This window comes from Scandinavium sp. (assembly GCF_051650185.1).
Classification (GTDB): domain Bacteria; phylum Pseudomonadota; class Gammaproteobacteria; order Enterobacterales; family Enterobacteriaceae; genus Scandinavium.
Genome location: NZ_JBOFIN010000119.1, coordinates 1 through 2,471, shown reverse-complemented (window position 1 = coordinate 2,471; position 2,471 = coordinate 1). Strand labels below are relative to the sequence as shown.

The window sequence follows — 2,471 nt, the reverse complement described above, 5'->3', positions numbered from 1 at the left end:
TTGGTTACGGTAAAGCGCGTGAAGTTCCAGCAGCGATCCAGAAAGCGATGGAAAAAGCCCGTCGCAATATGATTAACGTCGCGCTGAACCACGGCACCCTGCAACACCCAGTTAAAGGTGTTCACACGGGTTCTCGTGTATTCATGCAGCCGGCTTCCGAAGGTACCGGTATCATCGCCGGTGGTGCAATGCGCGCCGTTCTGGAAGTCGCTGGAGTTCGTAACGTTCTGGCTAAAGCGTATGGTTCCACTAACCCGATTAACGTGGTGCGTGCAACTATCGATGGCCTGGAAAATATGAAATCTCCGGAAATGGTCGCTGCCAAGCGTGGTAAATCCGTTGAAGAAATTCTGGGGAAATAAACCATGGCAAAGACTATTAAAATTACTCAAACCCGCAGTGCAATCGGTCGTCTGCCGAAACACAAGGCAACGCTGCTTGGCCTGGGTCTGCGTCGTATTGGCCACACCGTAGAGCGCGAGGATACTCCTGCTGTACGCGGTATGGTCAACGCGGTTTCCTACATGGTTAAAGTTGAGGAGTAAGAGATGCGTTTAAATACTCTGTCTCCGGCCGAAGGCTCTAAAAAGGCGGGTAAACGCCTGGGTCGTGGTATCGGTTCTGGCCTCGGTAAAACCGGTGGTCGTGGTCACAAAGGTCAGAACTCTCGTTCTGGCGGTGGCGTACGTCGCGGTTTCGAGGGTGGTCAGATGCCTCTGTACCGTCGTCTGCCGAAGTTCGGTTTCACTTCACGCAAAGCAATGATCACAGCTGAAGTTCGTCTGTCTGATCTGGCTAAAGTAGAAGGCGACGTAGTTGACCTGAACACGCTGAAAGCAGCTAACATTATCGGCATCCAGATCGAATTCGCGAAAGTGATTCTGGCTGGTGAAGTAACCCGTCCGGTAACTGTTAACGGCCTGCGCGTGACTAAAGGCGCTCGTGCTGCTATCGAAGCTGCTGGCGGTAAAATCGAGGAATAAGTAGCAGATGGCTAAACAACCGGGATTAGATTTTCAAAGTGCCAAAGGTGGCTTAGGTGAGCTGAAACGCAGACTGCTGTTTGTTATCGGCGCGCTGATTGTGTTCCGTATTGGCTCTTTTATTCCAATCCCTGGTATTGATGCCGCTGTACTTGCCAAACTGCTTGAGCAACAGCGAGGCACCATCATTGAAATGTTTAACATGTTCTCTGGTGGTGCACTCAGCCGTGCTTCTATCTTCGCGCTGGGGATCATGCCGTATATTTCGGCATCGATCATTATCCAGCTTCTGACGGTGGTTCATCCAACGTTGGCGGAGATCAAGAAGGAAGGGGAATCTGGACGTCGTAAGATTAGCCAGTACACCCGCTACGGCACTCTGGTGCTGGCAATATTCCAGGCAACCGGTATTGCTACCGGTCTGCCGAATATGCCTGGTATGCAAGGTCTGGTGATTAATCCCGGCTTTGCATTCTATTTCACCGCTGTTGTAAGTCTGGTCACTGGAACAATGTTCCTGATGTGGCTCGGCGAACAGATTACTGAGCGTGGTATCGGTAACGGTATCTCAATCATTATCTTCGCCGGTATTGTTGCGGGACTCCCGCCAGCCATCGCCCATACTATCGAGCAAGCGCGTCAAGGCGACCTGCACTTCCTCCTGTTGCTGTTGGTTGCAGTATTAGTATTTGCAGTGACCTTCTTTGTTGTCTTTGTTGAACGTGGTCAACGCCGCATTGTGGTAAACTACGCGAAACGTCAACAGGGTCGTCGTGTCTATGCTGCACAGAGCACACATTTACCGCTGAAAGTGAATATGGCGGGGGTAATCCCGGCAATTTTCGCTTCCAGTATTATCCTGTTCCCGGCGACCATCGCGTCATGGTTCGGGGGCGGTACTGGTTGGAACTGGCTGACAACAATTTCGCTGTATTTGCAGCCTGGACAACCGCTTTATGTGTTACTCTATGCGTCTGCAATCATCTTCTTCTGTTTCTTCTACACAGCGTTGGTTTTCAACCCACGTGAAACAGCAGATAACCTGAAGAAGTCCGGTGCATTCGTACCAGGAATTCGTCCGGGAGAACAAACGGCGAAGTATATCGATAAAGTAATGACCCGCCTGACTTTGGTTGGTGCGTTGTACATCACTTTTATCTGCCTGATCCCGGAGTTCATGCGTGATGCAATGAAAGTGCCGTTCTACTTCGGTGGAACATCACTGCTCATCGTTGTTGTCGTGATTATGGACTTTATGGCTCAAGTGCAAACTCTGATGATGTCAAGTCAGTATGAGTCTGCATTGAAGAAGGCGAACCTGAAAGGCTACGGCCGCTAACAGGGCGCCCGAGAAGTTACGGAGAGTAAAAATGAAAGTTCGTGCTTCCGTCAAGAAATTATGCCGTAACTGCAAAATCGTTAAGCGTGATGGTGTCATCCGTGTGATTTGCAGTGCCGAGCCGAAGCATAAACAGCGCCAAGGCTGAT

5 protein-coding genes are annotated in these 2,471 nt (G+C 50.5%); all 5 read left to right on the top strand.

The window, feature by feature from the left end:
• Positions 1-362 (top strand): 30S ribosomal protein S5 (gene rpsE, locus ACRCWW_RS15775; protein ID WP_438683244.1); only part of this gene is annotated, 362 nt, incomplete at its 5' end.
• 3 nt (positions 363-365) lie between these two features.
• Positions 366-545, top strand: a complete 180-nt coding sequence (rpmD, locus tag ACRCWW_RS15770) for a 50S ribosomal protein L30 (protein WP_004846568.1) — start codon at positions 366-368, stop codon at positions 543-545.
• Positions 546-548: 3 nt separating this feature from the next.
• Entirely contained in the window at positions 549-983 is a 435-nt protein-coding gene (gene rplO / locus ACRCWW_RS15765) for a 50S ribosomal protein L15 (RefSeq protein ID WP_097165004.1), read from the top strand.
• A 7-nt stretch (positions 984-990) separates the two neighbouring features.
• Positions 991-2,322: a preprotein translocase subunit SecY gene (gene secY / locus ACRCWW_RS15760; protein ID WP_097165005.1), complete on the top strand. Its 1,332-nt coding sequence runs from the start codon at positions 991-993 to the stop codon at positions 2,320-2,322.
• A gap of 31 nt (positions 2,323-2,353) precedes the next feature.
• Positions 2,354-2,470, top strand: coding sequence for a 50S ribosomal protein L36 (gene rpmJ, locus ACRCWW_RS15755; RefSeq protein ID WP_000868187.1), 117 nt, complete (start codon positions 2,354-2,356; stop codon positions 2,468-2,470).
• Position 2,471 lies beyond the last annotated feature (1 nt).

What these genes read in the sequence shown, in the direction of transcription:
- secY (WP_097165005.1), top strand. Translation starts at nt 991, where the DNA reads ATGGCTAAACAACCGGGATTAGATTTTCAAAGTGCCAAAGGTGGCTTA.
- rplO (WP_097165004.1), top strand. Translation starts at nt 549, where the DNA reads ATGCGTTTAAATACTCTGTCTCCGGCCGAAGGCTCTAAAAAGGCGGGT.
- rpmD (WP_004846568.1), top strand. Translation starts at nt 366, where the DNA reads ATGGCAAAGACTATTAAAATTACTCAAACCCGCAGTGCAATCGGTCGT.
- rpmJ (WP_000868187.1), top strand. Translation starts at nt 2,354, where the DNA reads ATGAAAGTTCGTGCTTCCGTCAAGAAATTATGCCGTAACTGCAAAATC.